This window comes from Pantoea sp. XY16, from assembly GCF_025153065.1.
Taxonomy (GTDB): domain Bacteria; phylum Pseudomonadota; class Gammaproteobacteria; order Enterobacterales; family Enterobacteriaceae; genus Pantoea; species Pantoea alfalfae.
Genome location: NZ_JANZNP010000003.1, coordinates 68843 through 86564 on the forward strand (window position 1 = coordinate 68843; position 17722 = coordinate 86564).

General features: G+C 56.6%; 16 protein-coding genes. 12 read left to right on the forward strand and 4 right to left on the reverse strand.

Going from position 1 to position 17722, the window contains the following annotated elements; translation table 11 throughout:
- The first annotated feature begins 36 nt into the window (after nucleotides 1-36).
- Entirely contained in the window at nucleotides 37-1575 is a 1539-nt protein-coding gene (gene murJ / locus N1689_RS03200) for a murein biosynthesis integral membrane protein MurJ (protein ID WP_161733801.1), read from the forward strand.
- 304 nt (nucleotides 1576-1879) lie between these two features.
- Here murJ and flgN read toward each other — a convergent pair whose 3' ends face one another.
- The 3 genes from flgN to flgA all read right to left on the reverse strand — a co-directional run bounded on the left by flgN (nucleotide 1880) and on the right by flgA (nucleotide 3386).
- Entirely contained in the window at nucleotides 1880-2311 is a 432-nt protein-coding gene (gene flgN, locus N1689_RS03205) for a flagellar export chaperone FlgN (protein ID WP_161733799.1), read from the reverse strand.
- A gap of 5 nt (nucleotides 2312-2316) precedes the next feature.
- On the reverse strand, nucleotides 2317-2622 hold the full coding sequence (flgM, locus tag N1689_RS03210) for a flagellar biosynthesis anti-sigma factor FlgM (RefSeq protein ID WP_161733797.1): 306 nt from the start codon (nucleotides 2620-2622) through the stop codon (nucleotides 2317-2319).
- Nucleotides 2623-2726: 104 nt separating this feature from the next.
- The gene (gene flgA / locus N1689_RS03215; protein ID WP_161733795.1) at nucleotides 2727-3386 is read right to left on the reverse strand and encodes a flagellar basal body P-ring formation chaperone FlgA; all 660 of its coding nucleotides are present in this window, start codon (nucleotides 3384-3386) and stop codon (nucleotides 2727-2729) included.
- Nucleotides 3387-3540: 154 nt separating this feature from the next.
- Between flgA and flgB the strand changes: the two genes are divergently transcribed.
- The 11 genes from flgB (at nucleotide 3541) to flgL (ending at nucleotide 13511) form a co-directional block, all read left to right on the forward strand.
- The gene (gene flgB, locus N1689_RS03220) at nucleotides 3541-3954 is read left to right on the forward strand and encodes a flagellar basal body rod protein FlgB (RefSeq protein ID WP_003849889.1); all 414 of its coding nucleotides are present in this window, start codon (nucleotides 3541-3543) and stop codon (nucleotides 3952-3954) included.
- Nucleotides 3955-3956: 2 nt separating this feature from the next.
- Nucleotides 3957-4361, forward strand: a complete 405-nt coding sequence (gene flgC / locus N1689_RS03225; protein ID WP_013357440.1) for a flagellar basal body rod protein FlgC — start codon at nucleotides 3957-3959, stop codon at nucleotides 4359-4361.
- 12 nt (nucleotides 4362-4373) lie between these two features.
- Nucleotides 4374-5048: a flagellar hook assembly protein FlgD gene (flgD, locus tag N1689_RS03230; protein ID WP_013357441.1), complete on the forward strand. Its 675-nt coding sequence runs from the start codon at nucleotides 4374-4376 to the stop codon at nucleotides 5046-5048.
- Between the two features lie 26 nt (nucleotides 5049-5074).
- Nucleotides 5075-6331, forward strand: a complete 1257-nt coding sequence (gene flgE, locus N1689_RS03235) for a flagellar hook protein FlgE (RefSeq protein ID WP_260057885.1) — start codon at nucleotides 5075-5077, stop codon at nucleotides 6329-6331.
- Between the two features lie 20 nt (nucleotides 6332-6351).
- Nucleotides 6352-7107: a flagellar basal body rod protein FlgF gene (locus tag N1689_RS03240; RefSeq protein ID WP_061062163.1), complete on the forward strand. Its 756-nt coding sequence runs from the start codon at nucleotides 6352-6354 to the stop codon at nucleotides 7105-7107.
- Nucleotides 7108-7124: 17 nt separating this feature from the next.
- The gene (gene flgG, locus N1689_RS03245; protein WP_003849881.1) at nucleotides 7125-7907 is read left to right on the forward strand and encodes a flagellar basal-body rod protein FlgG; all 783 of its coding nucleotides are present in this window, start codon (nucleotides 7125-7127) and stop codon (nucleotides 7905-7907) included.
- A 60-nt stretch (nucleotides 7908-7967) separates the two neighbouring features.
- On the forward strand, nucleotides 7968-8678 hold the full coding sequence (locus N1689_RS03250; RefSeq protein ID WP_033732242.1) for a flagellar basal body L-ring protein FlgH: 711 nt from the start codon (nucleotides 7968-7970) through the stop codon (nucleotides 8676-8678).
- A 9-nt stretch (nucleotides 8679-8687) separates the two neighbouring features.
- Complete coding sequence (locus N1689_RS03255) at nucleotides 8688-9797, forward strand: flagellar basal body P-ring protein FlgI (RefSeq protein WP_161733791.1); 1110 nt, start codon at nucleotides 8688-8690, stop codon at nucleotides 9795-9797.
- Nucleotides 9797-10759, forward strand: a complete 963-nt coding sequence (gene flgJ / locus N1689_RS03260) for a flagellar assembly peptidoglycan hydrolase FlgJ (protein WP_260057887.1) — start codon at nucleotides 9797-9799, stop codon at nucleotides 10757-10759. The genes N1689_RS03255 and flgJ overlap by 1 nt, the downstream gene beginning before the upstream one ends.
- Nucleotides 10760-10881: 122 nt before the next feature.
- Nucleotides 10882-12531, forward strand: a complete 1650-nt coding sequence (flgK, locus tag N1689_RS03265) for a flagellar hook-associated protein FlgK (RefSeq protein WP_161733786.1) — start codon at nucleotides 10882-10884, stop codon at nucleotides 12529-12531.
- Nucleotides 12532-12545: 14 nt separating this feature from the next.
- Nucleotides 12546-13511: a flagellar hook-associated protein FlgL gene (gene flgL, locus N1689_RS03270; RefSeq protein WP_161733784.1), complete on the forward strand. Its 966-nt coding sequence runs from the start codon at nucleotides 12546-12548 to the stop codon at nucleotides 13509-13511.
- A gap of 349 nt (nucleotides 13512-13860) precedes the next feature.
- Here flgL and rne read toward each other — a convergent pair whose 3' ends face one another.
- A complete protein-coding gene (gene rne / locus N1689_RS03275; RefSeq protein WP_260057888.1) occupies nucleotides 13861-17289 on the reverse strand; it encodes a ribonuclease E in 3429 nt (1142 codons plus the stop codon).
- Nucleotides 17290-17722 lie beyond the last annotated feature (433 nt).

The following is a 17722-nucleotide window of genomic DNA, read 5'->3' on the forward strand; positions in this document are numbered from 1 at the left end:
TTTTTTGCCGATTCTTTTCAGGATGCGCCGTCAATTATGAATTTGTTGAAATCGCTGGCAGCGGTCAGTTCTATGACCCTGTTTTCCCGCGTACTGGGCTTTGCCCGTGATGCCATCGTGGCGCGGGTGTTTGGTGCCGGAATGGCGACCGATGCCTTCTTTGTTGCGTTTAAACTGCCCAATCTGCTGCGCCGTATTTTCGCTGAAGGCGCATTTTCTCAGGCGTTCGTGCCGATTCTGGCTGAATATAAAAGCAAGCAGGGTGAAGAGGCGACAAAACTGTTCCTGGCGTACGTCTCAGGCCTGCTGACGCTGGCACTGGCGCTGGTCACGATGGCGGGGATGATCGCTGCGCCCTGGGTCATCATGGTCACGGCGCCCGGCTTTGCCGACAGTGCCGATAAGTTTGCACTGACCAGCTCGCTGCTGCGGGTGACGTTCCCCTACATTATGCTGATTTCGCTGGCCTCGCTGGCGGGGGCGGTGCTGAACACCTGGAACCGCTTCTCGGTGCCGGCGTTTGCGCCGACCCTTCTGAATGTCAGCATGATTGGTTTTGCGCTGTTCGCTGCGCCGCATTTTCATCCACCAGTGATGGCGCTGGCCTGGGCCGTGGTCGCGGGCGGTGTGCTGCAACTCGGCTATCAGCTTCCTCACCTGAAGAAGCTGGGAATGCTGGTGTTGCCGCGCCTGAATCTGCGTGACGCAGGCGTATGGCGGGTGATGCGTCAGATGGGACCGGCCATTCTGGGCGTTTCCGTCAGTCAGATCTCACTGATCATCAACACCATCTTCGCCTCGTTTCTGGTTTCGGGTTCGGTCTCCTGGATGTACTACGCCGATCGGCTGATGGAGTTTCCTTCGGGTGTGCTGGGCGTGGCGCTGGGCACCATTCTGTTGCCGTCGCTGGCTAAAAGTTTTGCCAGCGGCAACCATGATGAATATTCCCGACTGATGGACTGGGGTCTGCGCCTCTGCTTCCTGCTGGCGCTGCCGAGTGCCGTGGCGCTGGGCATGCTCTCCGGCCCGCTGACCGTGGCGCTGTTCCAGTACGGTAAATTCACCGCCTTTGATGCATTGATGACGCAGCGTGCGCTGATCGCCTACTCCGTGGGACTGATGGGCCTGATTGTGGTTAAGGTGCTGGCACCGGGCTTCTATTCCCGTCAGGACATCAAAACGCCGGTGAAAATCGCGATTATCACGCTGATCATGACGCAGCTCATGAACCTGGCGTTTATTGGTCCGCTGAAACATGCCGGTCTGTCACTGTCGATTGGTCTGGCGGCCTGTCTGAATGCGTCGCTGCTCTACTGGCAGCTGCGTAAGAAGAATATCTTTATGCCGCAGCCGGGCTGGAGCAGCTTCCTGCTCCGCCTGCTGATTGCCGTGGTGGTGATGGCCGGCGCGCTGTTTGCCATGCTGCAGTGGATGCCGGCATGGGAACAGGGCTCCATGCTGTGGCGACTGCTGCGTCTGGCGGCGGTTTGTGCAGTGGGTGGCGGGGCTTATTTCCTGGCGCTGGGACTACTGGGCTTCCGGTTGCGTGACTATGCGCGGCGCACCGCTGTGTAAAGCTTGCCGCAATAAATAAATTCAACGCGCAGGGAACAGGGGCAGAGGAGGAAAGCGTCCCGCGCCATGGACAAAAACGCCGGGAGCGTTTTTGAACAACGCAACGCGTTGGCCCGGCAACGGGCGCACCTCAGGGATGAGGTGCGTAAACGCGCGGGCCGAGCGGCCAGGGATTGGCTTTAGCGTCTTTCCGATCTGCCCCTGTTCCCTGTGCAGGCTCAATTTTAAAGCTCATCATGGTGAAGGAAAAACGCACCAATAAAAAATCCCGCACCAGGCGGGATTTTTTTCGCTACTTTCCGGTTCAGGCTTTGCGACTTAACGTCGCCTGGCCTTTACCCATCCCATCCGGGCCGTAAAAGGCCTGGGTCTGATGCGGCTTCAGCACTTCAAGTGCATTTTCCGTGTAGCGGATCTGGTGTTGCAGCAGCAGGCCATTATGAACATTGGCGTCCTGCAGACGACGGGTATGCTGCTGAATGCTGTCCCAGCGGCGCGCCATGTCGTTCTGACCACGATAAGGTGCTGCTGTCGCCTGACTCTGTTCAGCGGTGCGGCGCATCTCATCCAGATAGTTCAGCGTACTGAGCAGTGCACTTTTATCTTCGGTGATGCGCTGCAACAGGTTGCTGTTAATGCTGCCCGCTGCCAGTTGCTGCTGCTCTTCTTCCAGCACCGCTGAAAGCGACGCCAGCACGTCCTGCATCTTATCTAATGTGGTCTGCAAATTACTCATGGCAATTAATTACCCTCTAAATACGCCTTAGTGTCGGCAATCAGCGCATCGGCGATTTTGCCGGTATCCATCTTCAGTTCGCCATTACGAATGGCCGTTTTCAGTTGTTCAACGCGCTCGACGTTAATATCTTTGCTGCTCGGCTGCATCAGCTGCGACTGCGCGCTGCTCAGGCTGACCTGGGCTGCAGCGGGGGTCGTGGCTGCTACCGGGCTGGCACTCTGACGCACTTTGCTGCTGCCAGTCTCACTGCTGTCGCGGCTCTGGACGGTGCTGGCGGGTTTCAGAGGTTGCGTTCTGTCAATGCTCATATTCGGGCTCCTGTACGGTCAGGGGAAGTCTGCCACCTGAATCATAATAGCGTTATCGCTTTGTTGATTCTTCTATCGGCAGCACTACGGGCTTCTTTAACACTTTACAGCGTTATAAGAATATTCCCATCCTCGCGCACTTTACCGCTGACAATCTGGCCATTTCCCATCCTTACCCGAACCAATTGCGAGCGGGCGGCATTGTTCAGCGCCTTGCCCTCACCGCTGGCGTCAAAGCCGTCACCGCTGGCAATCACCATCACATTCTGACCCGCCTTAACACGCCATGGCTGACGCAGCGTGGAAGGATTAATCGGCTGTCCTGGCTGGATATCACGCAGCACGACGGCGTCTGCAACTGCGTCCGCATTCAGCAGGGCGCGGGCAGGCAGGGTATCAAGGCGGCCGGTCTGCAGCGTGAAATCACTTTCGCTGACGCTGCTGCCCTGGCTTAGCAGCCGGGTCGCCACCAGATAGGAACCGGTGACCTGAACCTGAACCTGGATATAACGGCGATTCTCATCGCAGTTTGCCGCCACGCTCATGTTGCCCCATAACCGGCTATTGCCTGGCAGGGTGAACTTTGGCATCTCACAGGCTGGCCATTGCTCTTTCGGCGTGCGCACCACGACAACCATGCCTTCAGCATGCTGAGCGTCACGCGCTTTAAAAAATTGATTCAGTTGTGCATTGAGATCCCCGGCAGAAGCCGGCAGGGCGATCATGACCAGCAGGCTGGTCAGCAGAGTCAGATATCGACGCATTGTGCAGTTCCTCACTGATGATGGCGACGAGTGTACCCGTTAAGAAAAATCCTCAATTGTCAAAATAGCGGTCATTTAAGGCGTTATTCAGACGATGACGGCTTGCTTTTTCAAATTAAGCTGCGAGCTCAAAATTCTCATACGCGGAGGAAACATGCTCGACAAACTGGATGCGGCGCTGAAATTTGGAACGGAGGCCCTCAACCTGCGTGCTCAACGTCAGGAGATCCTGGCGTCAAATATTGCCAACGCCGATACCCCTGGTTATCAGGCCCGGGATATCGACTTTGCCAGCGAGCTGAGTCGGGTGATGTCCAATGGTCGTGCGGAAGGCAGCAGCATGGCGTTAAAAGTCACGTCAGCTCGCCACATTGAAGCACAGACAAACGGGGCGCCATCAATGGATATGCTTTATCGCATTCCTGACCAGCCTTCTGCCGACGGCAACACCGTAGATATGGACCGTGAGCGTACGCAGTTCGCGGATAACAGCCTGAAATATCAAACCGACCTCACCCTCATCAGTAGCCAGATCAAAGGCATGATGAGCGTGTTACAAGGGCAATAATTATGGCCTTGCTGAATATTTTTGACATTGCCGGCTCAGCGATGACCGCGCAATCACAGCGATTAAACGTCAGTGCCAGTAACCTGGCAAACGCCGACAGCGTCACCGGCCCCGATGGCAAGCCTTACGTGGCAAAGCAGGTGGTCTTCCAGACCGATGCGGCCCCGGGTTCAGCGACCGGCGGTGTGAAAGTGGCACGCGTCGTGGACGATCCGACACCTGCGAAGCTGGTCTATGACCCGGGCAACCCGATGGCCGATGCCAAAGGCTACGTGAAGATGCCGAACGTGGATGTGGTTTCTGAAAGCGTCAACACCATGTCGGCGTCACGCAGCTACCAGGCCAACGTCGAGGTGCTCAACACCGTGAAGTCGATGATGATGAAAACCCTGACGATCGGGCAATAACGGAGAAAAATGATGGCTATCGCGGTAGGCGTTAATGAAAAGCTGGACCCCACGGTCCTTAGCTCATCCAGCACCAGCGGCACCGGCAACAACGCGCAGGATCTGCAGAATCAGTTCCTGACCATGCTGGTGACGCAGTTAAAGAACCAGGATCCAACCAATCCAATGGATAACAGCCAGCTCACCACGCAGCTGGCACAGATCAATACCCTGAGCGGCATTGAAAAACTGAATACCACACTGGGATCGATCTCCGGACAGATCAGCACCAGCCAGTCGCTGCAGAGCTCCACGCTGATTGGGCATGGCGTGATGGTTAATGGCGGACAGATTCTGGTAGGCAACGGCACCACAACGCCATTTGGCGTGGAACTGGCTTCCGCCTCTACCGGCGCATCCGCCACCATTAAAGATGCGAATGGCACGGTGATCGACACCGTCGATCTGGGCGCGCTGAGCGCTGGCGTCCACACCTTCTCGTGGGATGGCAAGCTGACTGATGGCTCTGTCGCACCGGATGGTAAATACAGCGTTGCGATTGCCGCAAGCAATGGCAACACACAACTGGTGGCACAACCGCTTAACTACGCCTACGTCAATGGGGTGAGTACTGCGAACAACACCACAAAACTGGATCTCGGCACCATGGGCTCCGCCACCCTTGACGACGTACGTCAGATTCTCTGATTAACCTGTAGACAGGAAACAAACACATGTCATTTTCCCAAGCGGTCAGCGGCCTTGGTGCTGCTTCAAGTAACCTTGATGTCATCGGTAACAACATTGCCAACTCCGCGACAGCGGGCTTTAAATCCAGCACCATCGCGTTTGCCGATATGTTTGCCGGTTCTAACGTCGGTCTTGGTACCAAAGTCGCTGCGGTGATCCAGAACTTTAACGACGGTGCGACCACCACCACCAGCCGTGGCCTGGACGTTGCGCTGAGCGGCAACGGTTTCTTCCGTATGACCGACAGCAGCGGCGGCGTCTTCTATTCACGTAACGGCCAGTTAACGCTGGATGCCAACCGTAACCTGGTGAACACCCAGGGTCTGAACGTGACCGGCTATCCGGCAAGCGGTTCACCGGCCACCATCCAGGCGGGTGCCAACCCGGTGGCGCTGACTATTCCTACCACGCAGATGTCAGCCCGCGCCACTACCACCGCCGGTCTGGTTGCCAACCTGAACTCAACGGATACCACGCCAACGGTAACCACTTTCTCGACGGCGAACGCAGACAGCTACAACAAGAAAACCACCGCCACCGTGTTCGATTCGCAGGGTAATGACCATGCGCTCGACATGTATTTCGTGAAAGACACCACCAGCAACAGCTGGACAGTCCACACCATTGATGGCAACACCGGCACCTCAGCGGGTGACTTCAGAATGGCGTTTGACACCAGCGGTAAGCTGACCAGCGTCTCTAAGCTGGATGCCACCGGTGCCGTTGTGAGCACCACCACGGATGGCACCGTCGGCCTGACGCTGAACGTGGGCGGCGCCAATGGCGCAGTCGCCAATCAGCCGATCAACCTGAGCATGCTGGGCAGCCTGCAGCAGAACACCGGCACTACCACCTTTGGCAGCCCGACGCAGGATGGCTATGCGCCAGGCGATCTGACCAGCTACGCGATTAATGATGACGGCACCATTACCGGTACCTACTCAAACCAAAAAACCCAGCTGCTGGGTCAGATTGTCCTGGCGAGCTTCTCTAACCCGGAAGGTCTGCAGTCACAGGGCGACAACGTCTGGTCTGCATCAAGCGCATCCGGTCAGGCAGCCATTGGTCTGGCCAACACCGGCACCTTCGGCTCACTGACGGCGGGCGCACTGGAATCGTCCAACGTCGACATGAGTAAAGAGCTGGTGAACATGATCGTCGCGCAGCGTAACTATCAGGCGAATGCGCAGACCATCAAAACTCAGGACCAGATTCTCAACACGCTGGTTAACTTACGTTAATTCGCTAACAGGATTGCCATATGGATCACGCGATATATACCGCGATGGGCGCGGCCAGCCAGACGCTGGATCAGCAGGCGGTGACCGCCAGCAACCTCGCCAACGCCTCAACCCCCGGTTTTCGTGCACAGCTGAATGCGCTGCGCGCGGTGCCGGTGAGTGGCTGGTCGCTGCCAACCCGTACGCTGGTCGCCGCCTCGACACCCGGCGCCGACATGAGTCAGGGCGCGATGGATTACACCGAGCGTCCGCTCGATGTGGCGGTGCAGCAGGATGGCTGGCTGGCGGTGCGTACCGCTGACGGCAGCGAAGCCTATACCCGCAACGGCAATATGCAAATCAGTCCGACCGGTACGCTGACGGTTCAGGGCAATCCTGTGATGGGCGATGGCGGTCCGATTGTGATCCCGCAGGGTACGGAAATCACCATTGCGGCAGACGGCTCCATCACCGGACTGAACGCCGGTGATTCGCCGAATGCCACGGTTCAGCTGGGCAAGCTGAAGCTGGTCAGGGCAACCGGGCAGGAGCTGCAGCGCAGTGATGACGGCATGTTTCGTCCTACCGCAGCGACGCAGGCGACCCGTGGTGCTGCACTGCAGGCTGACGCCACTATGCAGGTGATGCCTGGCGTGCTGGAAGGCAGCAACGTCAAACCAGTGGAAACCATGGTCGATATGATCGCCAACGCCCGACGTTTTGAGATGCAGATGAAAGTCATCACCAACGTCGACGAAAATGAACAAAAAGCCAATCAGCTCCTGAACATGAGCTAAGGCGCGAGGATAACAACATGATTCGTTCTTTATGGATCGCTAAGACCGGTCTTGATGCGCAGCAGATGAACATGGACGTCATTGCCAACAACCTGGCAAACGTCAGCACTAACGGCTTTAAACGTTCACGTGCCGTGTTCGAAGATCTGATGTACCAGACTATGCGCCAGCCGGGCACGCAGTCGTCAGAACAGACAACGCTGCCATCGGGCCTGCAGATCGGTACCGGTGTGCGTCCGGTGACCACTGAGCGTCTGCATACTCAGGGCAACCTGTCGCAGACCAGTAACTCAAAAGATATTGCTATTAACGGTCAGGGTTATTTTCAGATTCAGATGCCGGACGGCACCTCTGCTTATACCCGTGATGGCGCGTTTCAGGTTGATCAGAACGGACAGCTGGTGACCAACTCCGGTTTCCCGGTACAGCCAGGCATTACCATTCCGGCCAACGCCACCAGCATTACGGTGTCGCGTGACGGTGTGGTCAGCGTGACGCAGCAGGGTCAGGCTCAGGCCGCACAGGTCGGTCAGTTAACGCTGAGCACCTTTATGAACGACGCCGGTCTCGATAGCGTGGGTGAAAACCTTTACAAGGAAACCCAGGCATCGGGCGCACCGACCGACAGCACGCCAGGCCAGAACGGCGCGGGTCTGCTCTATCAGGGCTATACCGAAACCTCGAACGTTAACGTAGCGGAAGAGCTGGTCACCATGATCCAGACGCAGCGCGCTTATGAAATCAACAGCAAGGCGATCAGCACCTCTGATCAGATGCTGGCGAAATTAACCCAGCTTTAATCCCGAACAGGGCCAGCCCGTGCTGGCCTGAGATACAGACATTAATAAGGTCGTGACACCGTGGCGAAGCAACAGATTCTCAAGCCTGGACATTGGTTAGTCGCCTCGTTGCTGCTAACTCTTAACGGATGTGCCCTGGTCCCGCGTACTCCGCTGGTCGAGGGGGCAACCACGGCGCAGCCGATGCCGTCCGCGCCACCGGTGGTAAACGGCTCTATATTCCAGGGCGTCGCGCCACTTAACTACGGCTATCAGCCGCTGTTTGAAGATCGCCGTCCACGCAACATCGGCGATACCCTGACCATCACGCTGCAGGAAAACGTCAGCGCCAGCAAAAGCTCCTCAGCCAGTGCCAGCCGCGACGGCAGCAACAGCTTTGGTGTGAGCGGCGTGCCGACGGGTCTGGCAGGCCTGGTGGGTGCAGGTGGCGAAAAAGCCAATCTCAGCGCCGAAGGCAAAAACGACTTCGCAGGTAAAGGCGGCGCATCCGCCAATAACACCTTTACCGGCACCATTACCGTCACCGTGGATCAGGTGTTGTCAAACGGCAACCTGCACGTAGTCGGTGAAAAACAGATCGCCATTAATCAGGGCACGGAGTTCATTCGCTTCTCGGGCGTGGTCAACCCACGCACCATCAGCGCCAGTAACGCCGTGTTATCTACCGCTGTCGCCGATGCACGTATTGAGTACGTCGGAAATGGTTACATCAATGAGGCGCAGACCATGGGCTGGTTCCAGCGTTTCTTCCTGAACATCTCGCCGATGTAAGAGGTTTCAATGAAAAAGTTAACGCTGTTACGCGCCGGGCTGGCGCTGCTGCTGGGCGTCAGCCTGCTGGCCAAAGCCGATTTGATTCGTGATTTAACCACGGTACAGGGCGTACGTGATAACCAGCTGCTGGGCTACGGCCTGGTCGTGGGTCTGGATGGCACCGGTGACCAGACCACGCAGACGCCCTTTACTACCCAGACGGTGAGCAACATGCTGTCGCAGCTTGGCATCACCGTGCCTGCGGGCACCAATATGCAGCTGAAAAACGTGGCAGCCGTTATGGTGACCGCTAAGCTGCCGTCGTTTGCCCGTCAGGGACAGAACCTGGATGTGGTGGTCTCATCGCTGGGTAATGCTAAAAGCCTGCGCGGCGGCACGCTGTTAATGACGCCGATGAAAGGGGTTGATAACCAGGTCTATGCGCTGGCTCAGGGTAACATCCTGGTCGGTGGTGCAGGTGCCTCTGCGGGCGGCAGCAGTGTTCAGGTCAACCAGCTGAACGGTGGCCGCATCACTGGCGGTGCAACGGTTGAACGTGAACTGCAGAGCAACTTTGGCTCGCAGAACACCCTTAACCTGCAGCTTAACAATGAAGATTTCTCGATGGCGCAGCGTATTGCGGACGCGATCAACGCCCGTGGCGGTTATGGCGCAGCGCAGCCGCTGGATGCCCGTACCGTGCAGATCCGCGTGTCACCGAATAATGGTGCGCAGGTGCGTCTGCTGGCTGAGATCCAGAACATTGATGTCTCGATTCCGGTTGAAGATGCCAAAGTGATCATCAACTCCCGTACCGGCTCGGTCGTCATGAACCGCGAAGTCACGCTGAATCAGTGTGCAGTGGCGCAGGGCAACCTGTCAGTGACGGTTAACCAGCAGCAGAACGTCAGTCAGCCTGATACACCGCTGGCCGGTGGTCAGACCGTGGCGACGACGCAGACCCAGATCGATCTCCGCCAGACCGGCGGTGCGCTGCAGCGCGTCAATGCCAGCGCTAATCTGAATAACGTAGTCCGTGCGCTGAATGCGCTGGGTGCATCACCTATCGAACTGATGTCGATTCTGCAGTCGATGCAGAGTGCCGGCTGTCTGCGTGCCAAACTGGAAATTATCTGATGGCTGATATGCAATCTGTCACGAGTCCGGCTTTCGACAGCCGCTCCCTGAATGATCTTAAACGCCAGGCGAGCAACGATCCGAAAGGACATGCGTTGCAGGTTGCACGTCAGGTTGAAGGGATGTTTGTACAGATGATGCTGAAGAGTATGCGCGATGCGTTGCCGCAGGACGGCATTATGGGCAACGAGCAGACCAAACTTTTTACCTCTATGTATGACCAGCAGATTGCACAGGAGATGGGCAAGCGTGGCCTCGGTCTGGCGGAAACCATCGTCAAACAGATGCAGCCCGCCACCGCGCCGGATGAAAAAGCCGGTACGGTGCCGATGAAGCTGGATAACAGCTTTATTCTCAGCACCAGCGGAGCCACACCACTGCCCGCCCAGCAGCTGGAGCAGATGGTGCGGAAGGCGATGCCACGACTGCCGCCGATCGCGTCACCCACGGGGCTGCCGAGCGACAGCCGTGAGTTTATCGCTCAGCTGACGCAGCCAGCGCAGGCGGCCAGTCAGCAGAGTGGTATTCCACATCACCTGATTCTGGCGCAGGCTGCGCTGGAGTCGGGCTGGGGCCAGCGACAGATCCTGACCCGCGACGGCAAGCCGAGCTATAACGTGTTCGGGATTAAAGCCAGCGGAGACTGGAAAGGTGACACCACCGATATCATGACCACCGAATATGAGCAGGGTGCAGCGAAGAAAGTCCGTGCCAGCTTCAGGGTGTACAACTCCTATTTCGAGGCGCTGACCGACTACGTCAAACTGTTGACCAAAAACCCTCGCTATGCGGCAGTGACCAACGCCTCAAGCGCAGAGCAGGGCGCGCAGGCGTTACAGGCGGCAGGCTATGCCACCGACCCGAAATATGCGCAAAAGCTGGTGGGAATGATTCAGCAATTCAAAAGCATGGGCGACAAAGTCGTCAAAGCATACAGCCAGGATATTGGCGACCTGTTCTGATCATTTCGCCTCAAGTTTCACTTAAGCAAGCCGATAACATCCCTATAGCCAGAAGCGTTTCGCCTGCTGGCGCCCACTTTGATGTCTGCCAGCCCGGTTGACGGGGAACGTAAGGAACCGAGATGTCCAGCATAATTAACTCCGCGATGAGCGGATTGAGTGCCGCGCAGGCCGCTCTGAGCACCACCAGTAACAACATTTCTAACTACACCGTGGCGGGCTATTCACGTCAGACCACGGTACTGGCGCAGGCGAACAGTACCCTTCAGGGTAATAGCTATTATGGTAACGGCGTGAACATTACCGGTGTACAACGTGAATATGATTCATTTATTGCCACACAGCTGCGGGGTGCCAGCGCGAGTTACAGTGCAGTCGACACTCAGCATACGCAGATTTCTAACATTGACGATCTGCTGTCGACCGCGACGACCAGCCTGTCGACCTCGCTGCAAGGCTTCTTTACCAACCTGCAGAACGTCGTCAGTAACGCCAACGATCCGTCAGCGCGTCAGTCGATGCTCAGCAATGCACAGGGTCTGGTGAACCAGTTCCAGACCTCAGCGCAATACCTGAACAATATGCAGAACAGCGTCAATGCTGATGTCAGCTCCAGTGTTAAACAGGTCAACACCCTCACCAGCCAGATTGCCGATCTTAACCAGCAGATTGGCAAGTTGACTAATGGCAACGGTGCGGCGCCTAACGATCTGCTTGATAAGCGTGATCAGCTGGTCAATGACCTGAATAAAGTCGTTGGCGTGACGGTATCGCAGCAGGATGGCAATTACACAGTATCAATGGCCAACGGCCTGACGCTGGTTAACGGCAACAAATCTCACGAGCTGGTGGCGATGAGCGCCAGCAGCGATCCGACGCGTACCACGATTGGCTATGTCGACAGGCAGGCGGGCAACGTTGAGATTCCGGAAAAACTGATCACCACCGGCTCGCTTGGCGGTCTGCTGGCGTTCCGCACTCAGGATCTGGATCTGGCACAGAACCAGCTGGGTCAGTTAGCGGCGGCGTTTACCACCAGCTTCAACGACGTCCATAAGCAGGGCTTTGACAGCCACGGCGACCAGGGCGTCGACTTCTTTAATATCGGCAGTCCAGCCGTGGTGAGCAACAGTAAAAACAGTACCGCCGCCTCCGTGACCGCTGAATGGACCGACACCAGCGCGCTGAAAGCCACTAACTACACCGTGAGTTATGACGGCAATAACTGGACCGCAACGCGTGCGTCAGACAGCACCGCAGCCGCCATCACCCAGAGTACCGATGCCAGTGGCAATACCACGCTGAGTTTTGATGGCCTGAAACTGACTGTGGGTGCCTCGCCTGCACCTGCCGCCAAAGACAGCTTCCTGGTGAAGCCGGTCCAGAATGTGATTAACGACATGTCCGTGGCAATCACCAGTGAATCTCAGGTGGCTGCTGCGAGCGCGGTTGGCGGTGAAAGTGATAACCGCAATGCGCAGAAACTGCTGAATCTGCAGGATGTAAAGCTGGTCGGCGGCAACGCCACGCTGTCGCAGGCCTATGCGGCTATCGTCAGCACCGTGGGTAACAAAACCAGCTCGCTGGAAACCACCAGCACGACGCAGAAAAGTGTGGTCAGTCAGCTGACCGAACGCCAGCAGTCAGTCTCTGGCGTCAACCTCGATGAGGAGTACGCCAATCTGACCAAATACCAGCAATATTACATGGCCAATGCGCAGGTGCTCCAGACTGCCAGCACCGTGTTTAACGCATTGATTAATATTCGCTAAGGGCAGGAGATAACATGCGAATCAGTACAAATATGATTTTTGAACAGCAGGTGCGCGGCATTACTGACTCGCAAGCCTCCTGGCTGAAAGTGGGTGAGCAGCTCTCCAGCGGTCGCCGTGTAACGAATCCCTCCGATGACCCGATTGCCGCGTCACGTGCTGTTGTGCTGACTCAGACTCAGCAGCAGGGTGAACAGTATGCGCTGGCGCGTACCTTTGCTGAGCAGGGCCTGTCACTGGAAGACAATACGCTGAAGGGCGTTACCAATGGCATCATTGCGGCGCAGACGCTGATCGTCAATGGCTCAACCGGTACGCTGAGTGACGATGACCGTGGCTCGATTGCCACTCAGCTGGAGGGGATCCGCTCACAGCTGCTTAACCTGGCCAACAGCAAAGATGCCAATGGCCGCTATATTTTTGCCGGCTATAAAACTGACAGCGCGCCGTTTGTTGATACGGCAGGCACGGGCGTCAGTTATGCTGGCGGCACCGAAGCGATCACCCAGAAGGTTGATACCAGCCGTACCATGACCGTGGCGCATACCGGTGACAGCATCTTCATGTCAATCACCGGCAATGCCACCAAAGAGCCGGATGGCAGCGCCAGCGAAACCAATGTGTTTAAGATGCTGGATAGCGCTATTGCGGCATTAAAAGTCCCGCAGGATGATGCGGACGCCACGACTAAACAGACCTTCCAGGCCGCAATGGATAAAACCAACCGCGGGCTGGGTAATGCGCTGAATAATGTCTCAACCGTGGTTTCTGAGATTGGTACTCAGCTTGGTGAAATCGATACGCTGAATGCGCAGGGTGATGACCGTAAAGTGATTTACAGCTCGCAGATGAGTGACCTGGTTAACGTGGATTTAACTGAAGCGGCTTCCAGCTACACCATGCAGCAGACAGCACTTCAGGCTTCTTATAAGACCTTTACTGATATGTCTAAGATGTCACTGTTCCAGATGAATTCGTAGTCTGACCTGAAATTTTGAGCGTACTTTAACCGGATGCGCTTACTTTTTCCCACCCTCCTGCTAAAGGAAGGTGGGATTTTTTTGCCTGTGATTCAGCCGGTGGCAGGGCGATTGGTCATAAAGCCTGCCTGTCTGGTTTTTTTGCTTCCTCACTTCACGCTATCCCGCCGCATGCCTGCCTGATGCTTTCCCGCACTTTATTACGGCCAGCGTGCCTGACGCCCTCTTTACTGATGGCTGACGAATTAAACGGGTTGGTTATTTCCCCTTTGACGGCCTGATGACTGAATCGACGCCATAAAAAAACCCCGGCTTTCAGGCCGGGGTTCAGTTTACAACAGCTTATGCGTTACGGCTTTGTCGCCGGGGCAGTGGCCTGATGTGTGGCGCTATGACCACCCGCAGAACCGCGACCATCGAACTCATAAGGTGCCCGTACCCAGTCACTGTGCGGAGCAGGCTCTGACTGCCAGACCGGCGCAGGCGCTTTGGTCATCGGTGCAGAGGCATAGTGCTTCCAGCGCGTACCGTCATTTGGCACCGCTTCAGCAGCAGGCGCTGATGCACCAGGCTCGACCGCCGTTACCGGTGCTGCAGGCGCGATATCGCGAGCGGCAACCGGGGCATGAGGTTCACTGACTGGCGCGCTTTCAGCGTTAGCAGCAACCGGCGCGTTCAGCACTTCTTCCACCTCTGCGGCGATCTCTTCACTGACATCAGTAGCTGACTGCTCTGCAACGTCTGCAGGCTGTGAAACTTCAGCGGCTGGCGTTACCACCGCTGTTTCGGTGACCAGGTCAGCAGGCTGTGACACTGGCGTTTCAGCGACGGGCTCAGCAGGCACAGCTTCAGCCGCTACCGCTTCCGCTTTGGCTTCATCAGCAGCCGGAACAACAGAAGGCTGCTCGTCAACCGGGGCGTCGATAGCACGGGTATCGTCAGTGTTGACGATCGCTACTGGCGTTTCTGCCTGCGGCTCGGCCTGTTGCACTGGCGCGTCCTGAGCAACCGATTCAACGGCGGCAGCAACAGGCAGCGCATGGGTCACGTCTGCAGTCTCTTCGCTGTTATAAGCTGGCGTCTCGTGCATTACATTCTGAACCTGCTCTTCGCTGGCCTGGCTCACCGGATAGCGAATCCAGACTTTACCGGATGCCATTTCAGGTGAAGCAGCGGCAGCAGCCAGCGGCATTGCTGACTGCGTCGGGTAACGCTCATCACGGTAACGACGACGACGCTGTCCGCTGACGCGCAGATGACGTGGCGAACGACGTGAACGACGCGGCATATTGGCGTTATCACGGTTATCGTTATCATCCTGCTCGTCACTCTGCGAAGCCTGGAAATCAGGCTGTGTCTGAGCAACGTCAGCTGGCTGTGCCTGACGCCCTTCAGCAGGCGGAGCGATGTCGCTGGCTTCGGCTGGCAGAGGCTGACGGTTATCATCAGCACGCACCTTCTGGTTCAGCTGACGCGGCTTACGACGCGGCATAACCTGAACGCGTTCATCATCCTGCGCCTCAGTGACGCTCAGGGCTTCAGCAACGACTGCTGGCTGCTCAGCCGCTTTGGCCGCTTCTTCACCGGCACGTTTCTCTTCCTGACGACGACGCTGACGTTCAGCACGCTGTTCACGGCGCTGTTGCTGCTGCTCGTCACGCTGCTGGCGCGCTTCTTCGCTCAGTGCCGGACGCTCTTCGCGTACTTCACCCGTCTGAGACTGACGCTTGTTGCGACGGTTATCGTTGCCATCGCGCGGCTCGCGGCTTTCACGTGGCTCACGACTTTCGCGCGGTTCACGGCTTTCACGCGGCTCGCGACTTTCGCGTGGTTCACGGCCTTCACGAGACTGTGCATTATCACCGTTACGCGGCGTACGCTCACGACGATTGTTGTTACGACGGTTGTTATTGTTGCTGCGGCGCTCGCCACGGCCACTGTTGCTTTCCTGCTCTTCAGTTGCTTTCTGCGTTTCAGCAACCTCAGTGGCCACTGGCGCAGCAGCAGGCGCTTCTTCGCCAGCGAACATTTTTTTCAGGCCGCCAAGCAGACGCCCGAAGAAACCGGTGCTGACGGTCGCGGGTGCAGCGACAGCCGGGGCTGATTTTGCTGCTGGCTGAGCTTCAGCGCGCTTCACTTCTGGCTCAACTTCTACCGGCGCAGGAGGCGCATCAGGCATCACAAAGGCGGCCAGAGCAGGCTGCTCAGGACGACGGCGCTCAGCATGTTCCTCTTCCGACGGCATGGCCATTTCGGCTTCATGCAGCTTCGGCAGATGATAACTCAGGGTCTGCGTCTCTTCGCCTTTACGTACGCGCAGCACGGAGTAGTGCGGGGTCTGCATCTTGTCATCAGGAACAATGATTGCCCGCACGCCGCCCTGGCGTTTTTCAATCGCGTTGACCGCTTCACGTTTTTCATTCAGCAGGTAAGACGCAACCTGAACCGGAACAATGGCGTGAACTTCTTTGGTGTTGTCTTTCAGCGCTTCTTCTTCGATCAGACGCAGAATGGACAGCGCCAGTGACTCGTTATCACGGATAGTGCCGGTACCGCTACAGCGTGGGCAGACGTGATGACTGGATTCACCTAATGACGGGCTCAGACGCTGACGGGACATCTCCAGCAGGCCGAAACGTGAAATGTGGCTGATCTGAATGCGGGCGCGGTCCTGGCGGACAGCTTCACGCAGACGGTTTTCAACAGCGCGCTGATGGCGTACCGGCGTCATATCGATGTAATCGATAACGATCAGGCCGCCCAGGTCACGCAGGCGCAGCTGACGGGCAATCTCATCGGCCGCTTCAAGATTGGTGTTGAACGCTGTCTCTTCAATGTCACCGCCGCGCGTGGCGCGTGCTGAGTTGATATCGATAGCGGTCAGTGCTTCGGTACTGTCGATCACAATCGATCCACCGGAAGGCAGGCGGACTTCACGCTGGAAAGCGGATTCGATTTGCGATTCGATCTGGTAGTGGCTGAACAGCGGGATTTCACCGGTGTAGAGCTTAATTTTGCTGCTGAAGTCCGGACGACCCAGCGCCGCGATATGCTGACGCGCCAGTTCCAGCACTTTCGGATTATCGATAAGGATTTCACCGATGTCCTGACGCAGATAGTCGCGGAAGGCACGCACAATCACGTTGCTCTCCTGATGGATCAGGAACGGAGCAGGGCGATTTTCAGCAGCTTTCTTAATCGCTTCCCAGTGCTTGAGACGGAAGCTTAAGTCCCACTGCAGCGACTCGGCAGATTTACCGACGCCGGCAGTACGCACAATCAGGCCCATGCCTTCCGGCAGATCCAGCGCCGACAGCGCTTCTTTCAGTTCGGTACGATCGTCACCTTCGATGCGGCGAGAGATACCGCCTGCACGTGGGTTATTCGGCATCAGTACCAGGTAGCTGCCCGCCAGAGAGATAAAGGTCGTCAGTGCAGCGCCTTTATTGCCGCGTTCTTCTTTATCGATCTGAACAATGACTTCCTGGCCTTCACGCAGCACGTCTTTAATATTCGGACGACCATGTGCGTTGTAGCTGGAGGGGAAATATTCGCGGGAAATTTCTTTTAACGGGAGGAAACCGTGACGCTCTGCGCCGTAATCGACAAACGCAGCTTCAAGGCTGGGTTCAATGCGAGTGATTTTACCTTTGTAGATGTTGGCTTTTTTCTGTTCGTGTCCAGGACTTTCGATATCCAGATCGTACAGACGCTGACCGTCAACCAGGGCAACGCGCAACTCCTCCTGCTGAGTTGCGTTTATTAACATTCTTTTCATCGTGACTTACTCGTTATTCTTTCATGAGTGATTACAGCTGCGGGCATAGTTACCCTGGACGAGTATCAACCGATGGCCCCGTGACTTAGTGCAATGTCGTCAACCTCACGGCTGTCGACCGCGCGAGGGGCGCAAATAACGTCGGTGGCCTGTTTTTCATAAGGAAAAACAGCACCAGATAGTGGAAATGCCTGAGAGAATAAAGAAAACCCGTGCATCCCATACTGTTGTCCAGGCCGCAACCCGCAGCCCGCTAAGTGCCTGATTTCGCATTACGTCTTACGCCATTGCTGCGTGTCTGCTCAATCCGGCAAAATGACAATTTCGCTCGGTTTCTGCACTGAAATGCTTCAGTTAAGAAACTCAGGCATTATTCCATTGCTAACCTTCATATAGCAAGGCGACTTTAGCCAGCTTGTGAAGTTTCTTTACA

Excerpts from the sequence above, each read along its gene's own strand:
- murJ (WP_161733801.1), top strand. The coding sequence starts at position 37 with ATGAATTTGTTGAAATCGCTGGCAGCGGTCAGTTCTATGACCCTGTTT.
- flgN (WP_161733799.1), bottom strand. The coding sequence starts at position 2,311 with ATGAGTAATTTGCAGACCACATTAGATAAGATGCAGGACGTGCTGGCG.
- flgM (WP_161733797.1), bottom strand. The coding sequence starts at position 2,622 with ATGAGCATTGACAGAACGCAACCTCTGAAACCCGCCAGCACCGTCCAG.
- flgA (WP_161733795.1), bottom strand. The coding sequence starts at position 3,386 with ATGCGTCGATATCTGACTCTGCTGACCAGCCTGCTGGTCATGATCGCC.
- flgB (WP_003849889.1), top strand. The coding sequence starts at position 3,541 with ATGCTCGACAAACTGGATGCGGCGCTGAAATTTGGAACGGAGGCCCTC.
- flgC (WP_013357440.1), top strand. The coding sequence starts at position 3,957 with ATGGCCTTGCTGAATATTTTTGACATTGCCGGCTCAGCGATGACCGCG.
- flgD (WP_013357441.1), top strand. The coding sequence starts at position 4,374 with ATGGCTATCGCGGTAGGCGTTAATGAAAAGCTGGACCCCACGGTCCTT.
- flgE (WP_260057885.1), top strand. The coding sequence starts at position 5,075 with ATGTCATTTTCCCAAGCGGTCAGCGGCCTTGGTGCTGCTTCAAGTAAC.
- N1689_RS03240 (WP_061062163.1), top strand. The coding sequence starts at position 6,352 with ATGGATCACGCGATATATACCGCGATGGGCGCGGCCAGCCAGACGCTG.
- flgG (WP_003849881.1), top strand. The coding sequence starts at position 7,125 with ATGATTCGTTCTTTATGGATCGCTAAGACCGGTCTTGATGCGCAGCAG.
- N1689_RS03255 (WP_161733791.1), top strand. The coding sequence starts at position 8,688 with ATGAAAAAGTTAACGCTGTTACGCGCCGGGCTGGCGCTGCTGCTGGGC.
- flgJ (WP_260057887.1), top strand. The coding sequence starts at position 9,797 with ATGGCTGATATGCAATCTGTCACGAGTCCGGCTTTCGACAGCCGCTCC.
- flgK (WP_161733786.1), top strand. The coding sequence starts at position 10,882 with ATGTCCAGCATAATTAACTCCGCGATGAGCGGATTGAGTGCCGCGCAG.
- flgL (WP_161733784.1), top strand. The coding sequence starts at position 12,546 with ATGCGAATCAGTACAAATATGATTTTTGAACAGCAGGTGCGCGGCATT.
- rne (WP_260057888.1), bottom strand. The coding sequence starts at position 17,289 with ATGAAAAGAATGTTAATAAACGCAACTCAGCAGGAGGAGTTGCGCGTT.